General features: G+C 54.7%; 5 protein-coding genes and 1 pseudogene. 3 read left to right on the top strand and 3 right to left on the bottom strand.

Features of this window, described 5'->3' with window-relative positions; all coding sequences use genetic code 11:
- The 3 genes from OEL57_RS13340 to OEL57_RS13330 form a co-directional block, all read left to right on the top strand.
- Positions 1-1,240: GGDEF domain-containing protein (locus tag OEL57_RS13340; RefSeq protein ID WP_300741076.1), on the top strand; the 1,240-nt coding region annotated here is incomplete at its 5' end.
- Between the two features lie 30 nt (positions 1,241-1,270).
- Positions 1,271-3,745: a Lon protease family protein gene (locus tag OEL57_RS13335; protein ID WP_300741075.1), complete on the top strand. Its 2,475-nt coding sequence runs from the start codon at positions 1,271-1,273 to the stop codon at positions 3,743-3,745.
- Between the two features lie 2 nt (positions 3,746-3,747).
- Positions 3,748-4,161 carry a bacteriohemerythrin gene (locus tag OEL57_RS13330; protein WP_300741074.1) on the top strand — a complete coding sequence of 138 codons (414 nt, stop codon included), beginning with the start codon at positions 3,748-3,750 and terminating at the stop codon, positions 4,159-4,161.
- A gap of 97 nt (positions 4,162-4,258) precedes the next feature.
- On the opposite strand, the gene OEL57_RS13325 is transcribed toward OEL57_RS13330, so the two are convergent.
- From OEL57_RS13325 to OEL57_RS13315, 3 genes and pseudogenes are all read right to left on the bottom strand, one after another.
- Positions 4,259-4,438: a Rho termination factor N-terminal domain-containing protein gene (locus tag OEL57_RS13325; RefSeq protein ID WP_300741073.1), complete on the bottom strand. Its 180-nt coding sequence runs from the start codon at positions 4,436-4,438 to the stop codon at positions 4,259-4,261.
- Positions 4,439-4,563: 125 nt separating this feature from the next.
- A complete protein-coding gene (locus OEL57_RS13320; protein ID WP_300741072.1) occupies positions 4,564-5,454 on the bottom strand; it encodes a phosphoribosylaminoimidazolesuccinocarboxamide synthase in 891 nt (296 codons plus the stop codon).
- Positions 5,455-5,478: 24 nt separating this feature from the next.
- Positions 5,479-5,943 (bottom strand): annotated as a pseudogene (locus OEL57_RS13315) (peptidylprolyl isomerase); the annotation flags it as partial.

Below are 5,943 nucleotides of genomic sequence, written 5' to 3'. Positions count from 1 at the left end.
GCATTTTATGGTCCGGAATTTTTCAGCTTTATTCCTTCCCGTAACGGTCCTGCTGGTTTCCTGGTGGTTCCTCCTTCGTGTTCCGACACTCTCAAAGACCCATCAGGAGCTGCTGGTCATGGCTCCCTATCTGCTGGCGATGGTAGCCGTGGCCTCAGCCTACCATTTTAAACGGGGCCGCACCTGTCTGGTGCTGTTACTGTCAACATCCGCCTATTACTATGCATCGCGCTATGGCTCCCCCGGCCTGGCGACTCCCGAATCGGTTCTGGTTCATCAGGCCTTTGCTGTTCTGCTGCCGTTTAATCTGCTGATCATTTCCCTGATGAGTGAAAAAGGGATCATCGGCAGCGCCGGTAGAATGCGGATGGCTTTTGTGGTGTTCCAGCTGGTGATATTCTGGATTACTCTTCAACAGGGCAGCCAGACCCTGTGGGCAGTGCTGACCCGACCGATTGTTCAGTCCCGGCTGTTTGAGGTACACCATCTTCCTCAGATCAGTCTGTTGCTGTTACTGCTGGCTGCGGGAATAATTGCCAGGCGCACCTGGCAGCGTCAATCCCCCCTTGACGGCGCTTTTTTCGGAGCGGCGATCGCCTTTGGTCTGTTGCTGGCACAGCCTGATACACCCTATATTGCTCCGGTGTTCAACAGTGCCATCGGCTTGATCTTTATCCTGGCAATTATTCAGGACTCCCACAACATGGCCTTCCGGGATGATATGACCGGCCTGCCGTCGCGGCGGGCCTTGAATGAACTGCTGCGTGGTCTGGGTAGCCGTTACGCCATAGCCATGGTGGACGTTGATCATTTTAAACGATTTAACGATACCTACGGTCATGATGTGGGGGATCAGGTGCTGAAGGTGGTCGCAAGTCGATTGATGGCGGTCTCCGGTGGCGGACGTCCCTTCAGGTATGGAGGAGAGGAGTTTACCGTCATTTTCCCCGGTAAAACTGCCAAGGATGCTGCGCCGCACCTTGAAAAACTGCGCAAGTCCATTGAAGAGTACAAGATGGCTCTACGCTCCGATGAGCGCCCCAAGGATGATGTCAAGGGGCAGGTAAGTCGCACCAAACAGTACGGAGGTAGAGATGTTTCAGTGACCGTCAGTATCGGTGTGGCTGAGTCTGGTGGCCGTTACGCCTCTGCTGAAGAGGTGATCAAGGCTTCAGATACTGCCTTGTATCGTGCCAAGAATGGTGGCCGTAACCAAGTCTGTCTGGCAGGACAACGATAGCCCTGTCTCATGTATATAGAAGGAGGGGTAATGCCCGTTAGTACATCTTGTCAATTACCGGTTGAGAAACTGCGCTGGACCTGCGACCCGGATCAGTTTGATTTTACCACCACTGCGGATCTGCCGGATCTGGTGGATGCAGTGGGGCAGGAACGTGCCCTGCGCTCCATCGAGTTTGGCCTGGGAGTCAGGGAGACCGGCTTCAACCTCTATATCTCCGGCCAGACCGGTACCGGACGTACCTCAACCATTCGTAACCTGCTGCGTCAGCGTGCCAAGGATGAGCCGACCCCGGATGACTGGGTCTATGTCTATAACTTCAAGGATGCTGATAATCCGATCTCTTTGTCGCTTCCGGCCGGCATGGGCAGCGAGCTGACCGCTGATATGAAGGAGCTGGTGGAGGCGTTCAAGAAGGATATTCCCAAGGCGCTGGAAAGCAAAGAGTATGAATCCCGCCGTACCGAGGTGCTGGAGCAGTATCAGACCCAGAGTAATGAACTGTTTGATACCCTTGAGACAGAATCTGAAAAGCATGGTTTCGTACTGCAACGGACGGTTTCCGGGCTGGTAATTGTACCTCAGAAGGATGACCATAATTTTACCCAGGATGAGTACGATGCCCTGACCGATGAGGAACGGACCAAGCTTGAGGAACAGGGCAAGCTGCTGACGGAGCGCCTGAATGATGTTCTGCGTCAGGTCCGGGATAACGAGAAGGCCACCAAGGATGCCTTGGCCCAGGCGGACCGTGAGCTGGGGCTTTCCTGCCTGGGGCATCGCCTGGACCCGTTGCGGGAAAAGTATGCCGGTCTGGAGAAGGTGCTGGCCTACCTTGAAACCGTGCAGGAAGATATCCTTAAAAACCTTGAGGATTTTAAGCCACAGCCGACGCAGCCCCAGATTCCCGGCCTGAAGATTGCCCGCCAGGAACCCAGCTTTGAACGCTATGAAGTCAACCTGCTGGTGGATAATAAGGATACAGAAGGGGCGCCGATCGTCTTTGAGTCCAACCCCACCTACAATAACCTGTTTGGCAGGATTGAGCATGTCATGCAGTACGGTGGCGTGGCAGTGACCGACTTCACCATGATCAAGTCCGGTGCCTTGCACCGGGCAAATGGTGGCTACCTGGTGATTGATGCCCGAGAGGTACTGATCAACCCGTTTGTCTGGGATTCGCTCAAGCGTTGCATCCGTACCGCTGAAATCAGGATTGAAGATGTGCTGGAGCAGTATCGCTTTATGACCATGGTATCGCTCAAGCCGGAACCGGTGCCGCTTTCAGCCAAGATTGTGCTGGTGGGCACTCCCTGGATCTACTATCTGCTCTACTATCAGGACCCGGACTACCGCAAGTTCTTCAAGGTCAAGGCAGAGTTTGACAGCTCTGTCTCCCGTACTCCGGTTGTCATGCAGGAATATGCCCTGTTTGTGGCCACCCTCTGTCGTGACAGGAAACTGCTGCATTTTGACCGGGCCGGCGTGGCCTGTCTGCTGGAATACACCGCCCGGATGGTGGATGACCAGCAGAAGCTCTCTTCACGCTTTATGGAGATCGCTGATTTTGTGCGTGAGGCCAGTTTCTGGGCCGAGCGTGACGGGCATGAGGTGATTACCTGTAGTGACGTACGTCGGGCTGCCGAAGAGCAGCTCTATCGGGTCAACCGGATCGAAGAGCGGATGCAGGAGCTGTTTGATGACGGTACCATCATGGTGGATACCGATGGGGCCGTGGTGGGGCAGATCAACGGCCTGTCGGTCATTTCGCTGGGGGACCATGTCTTTGGTCGACCTTCCCGGATTACCGCCCGTACCTGGTTGGGGCAGGCCGGTATGGTTAACGTGGAGCGTGAGGTCAAGCTGTCCGGTCCGATTCATGACAAAGGAGTCTTGATCCTGACCGGTTATCTGGGGGGGCTGTTTGCCCGTACCCACCCTCTTTCCCTGTCCGCCTCGATCTGTTTTGAACAGAATTATGATGGTGTGGAAGGGGATAGCGCCTCTTCAACTGAACTGTATGCCCTGCTTTCAGCCCTGTCCGGTCTGCCGATCAGGCAGGGGATTGCGGTGACCGGCAGCGTCAACCAGCGGGGACAGATTCAGCCGATCGGCGGCGTGAACCACAAGATTGAAGGCTTTTATGCCGTTTGCAAGGCCAAGGGATTGACCGGCGCACAGGGGGTTGTGATTCCCAGAACCAATGAGCGTCACCTGATGCTGAAAGAAGAGGTGGTGGAGGCGATTGCCGATGGTCAATTCCACCTCTGGAGCATTGAGACCATTGAGCAGGGGATTGAGATCCTGACCGGTGTGCAGGCCGGGGTGGCCGGAAAAAATGGTACCTTCCCCAAAGGTACGGTCTTTTATCTGGTTGCACAGACCCTGAAGAAGATGTACGCACAGATGCATGAAGACGAGGATAGAAGTAAGGCCGCAGGCCATAAAAAGAAGGCCGCAACTGCACGTAAAAAAAAGTCTGCCGAAGCAGACAGGGAGGCATAAAGATGGGAATTACCTGGAGAGAAGATCTTGCCATAGGGGTTGATCAGATTGATAACCAGCATAAAGAGCTGCTGGCCCGTTTTGATCTGCTGCTCAACTCCTGCAAGGAAGGCAAAGGGCGTGAAGAGGTGCTGCACCTGCTGTCATTTCTGGATGAGTATGTGATCAGTCACTTTGGTGATGAGGAGAAGCTGCAGAAAAAGAGCGGTTTTCCTGACTATGAGGCGCATCACGCTGAGCACGTCGGATTTATTGCCCGGATTGCTGACCTGAAAGAACGGATGCGTACTGACGGAAGCGTGCAGATTGATCATGTGCTGGATACCAATAAGCTGTTGCTGGACTGGCTGCTACGACATATATCAGTCAGAGATCGGGCGCTTGGTAAGCATCTGAAGGGACAGGGAAACGTATAGCGGTATCGCAGGAGCTGCCTGCGTATACACAAAAGAGTACGCCCTGTTGGCTTATGCTGACAGGGCGTACTTTTGTCTAAGGCGCCGGAGAAATGAGTTAGTTGCAGTCTTCCCGCCAGAGGCATTGATCCTGCCCACAGACATCTGCCTTGCCGGTGGCATAGCACGGGTCGTTACCTTCAGCCTGCTGTATCTGCTGAATCAGGTCTGCCTTACGCAGTTTACCCGCTTTAATTCCCAGTTCTGCAGCAATCTTTTTGACGTCATCCAATTTCATGGTCCGTCTCCTTTCCCGCATGTTCTTATGGGGTAGTATACACACTTTGGGGGGCTGGTCAAATTTTCAGCAAAAAAAATACCGCCGGGAGGTTCCGGCGGTATGACAACAGTGAAAAAAGATGGTTACAGCTTGATTCCAGCCAGTTTAAACAGCGCTTCCTTGTATTTGTCACCGGTTTTGGCCACGATCTCCTCCGGCAGCGGCGGTGCTGGTGCGGTCTTGCCCCAGTCCAGGGTTTCCAGATAATCCCGCAGGAATTGCTTGTCAAAGCTGGGTTGGGGCCCCCCTGCCTTATACAGGTCTTTGGGCCAGAAACGACTTGAGTCAGGAGTCAGGCACTCGTCAATGATGATCAGCTTGCCTTCATAGACACCGAACTCAAACTTGGTGTCGGCAATGATAATCCCCTTTTGATCGGCGATTTCACGGGCACGGCAGTAGATCCGGATGGTGGCTTCACGGGCCTGTTCGGCCAGTTCTTTGCCGCAGACCTTTGCCATTTCCTCAAAGCTGATGTTCTCGTCATGGGTGCCCAGCTCAGCCTTGGTGGAGGGGGTAAAGATCGGCTCCGCCAGACGGTCGGACTCCTTCAGCCCTTCCGGCAGTTTGATGCCGCAGATGGAACCGGTGGCCTGATAATCTTTCCAGCCGGAACCGGAGACGTAGCCCCGCACGATACACTCGGCAGCCAGCGGTTCTGCCTTTTTGACCAGCATGGAGCGGCCAGCCAGGACATCGGCGTAGGGTTGGCATTCGGCCGGGTAGTCAGCCACGTCGGTGGAGATGATATGGTTGGGGATGATATCTTCCATCTGGCTGAACCAGAACTTTGAAATCTGGGTCAGCACGATCCCTTTGTCAGGAATCGGCTCATTCATGATCACGTCAAAGGCCGAAATCCGGTCTGAGGTGACCATCAGCAGGGCGTCGCCCAGATCGTAAATATCCCGCACCTTGCCGCGGGTGACCAGTTTCAGGCCGGGGAAATCGGTTTGTTTAACAGGCTGGGACATGTCAGCTCTCCTTTGGTTTCAACGTTACTGGTTAGCGGCGGTAAGTGCCGGATTAATGACGATTTTGGCCTTGCTGCGCAGTTCCTTCAGCCAGTTACGCAGGGCCTCTTCCTGTTTGGCAGGCAGCATCCGCTTTTTAATCTCGTCCTTGCTGACGGTAAAGACTGCTTGCGGGGCTGCATTACGCTGCTTCAGCCGTACCGCATACCAGCGGTTGCCCACCAGCATCGGCTCAGAAGCGGTTGCGCTGGCAGTGGTCAGATCAAATACCTTTTCCATCAGCGGTTTTGAACTGCCGATGCCTGGCAGGTCTCCTTTGGCGTTATAGCCGAAGGCAGGGGTTGTTTGCAGCTTGAGACCTGCACCGCCTGCAGCCAGTGTCTTTTGCGCCTCAACCGCCTTTTGCTTGGCCAGTTCCGCTGCCTTCAGGGCCCGGACCTGTTGTTCAACGGTAGCCCGTACCTGGGCCAGTGGTGGCAGCTCAGCAGC

The sequence above is a fragment of the Trichlorobacter sp. genome, from assembly GCF_030247655.1.
Lineage (GTDB): Bacteria > Desulfobacterota > Desulfuromonadia > Geobacterales > Pseudopelobacteraceae > Trichlorobacter.
This window is presented reverse-complemented; position numbering and strand designations above follow the sequence as displayed.

Excerpts from the sequence above, each read along its gene's own strand:
- OEL57_RS13325 (WP_300741073.1), bottom strand. The coding sequence starts at position 4,438 with ATGAAATTGGATGACGTCAAAAAGATTGCTGCAGAACTGGGAATTAAA.
- OEL57_RS13330 (WP_300741074.1), top strand. The coding sequence starts at position 3,748 with ATGGGAATTACCTGGAGAGAAGATCTTGCCATAGGGGTTGATCAGATT.
- OEL57_RS13335 (WP_300741075.1), top strand. The coding sequence starts at position 1,271 with ATGCCCGTTAGTACATCTTGTCAATTACCGGTTGAGAAACTGCGCTGG.
- OEL57_RS13320 (WP_300741072.1), bottom strand. The coding sequence starts at position 5,454 with ATGTCCCAGCCTGTTAAACAAACCGATTTCCCCGGCCTGAAACTGGTC.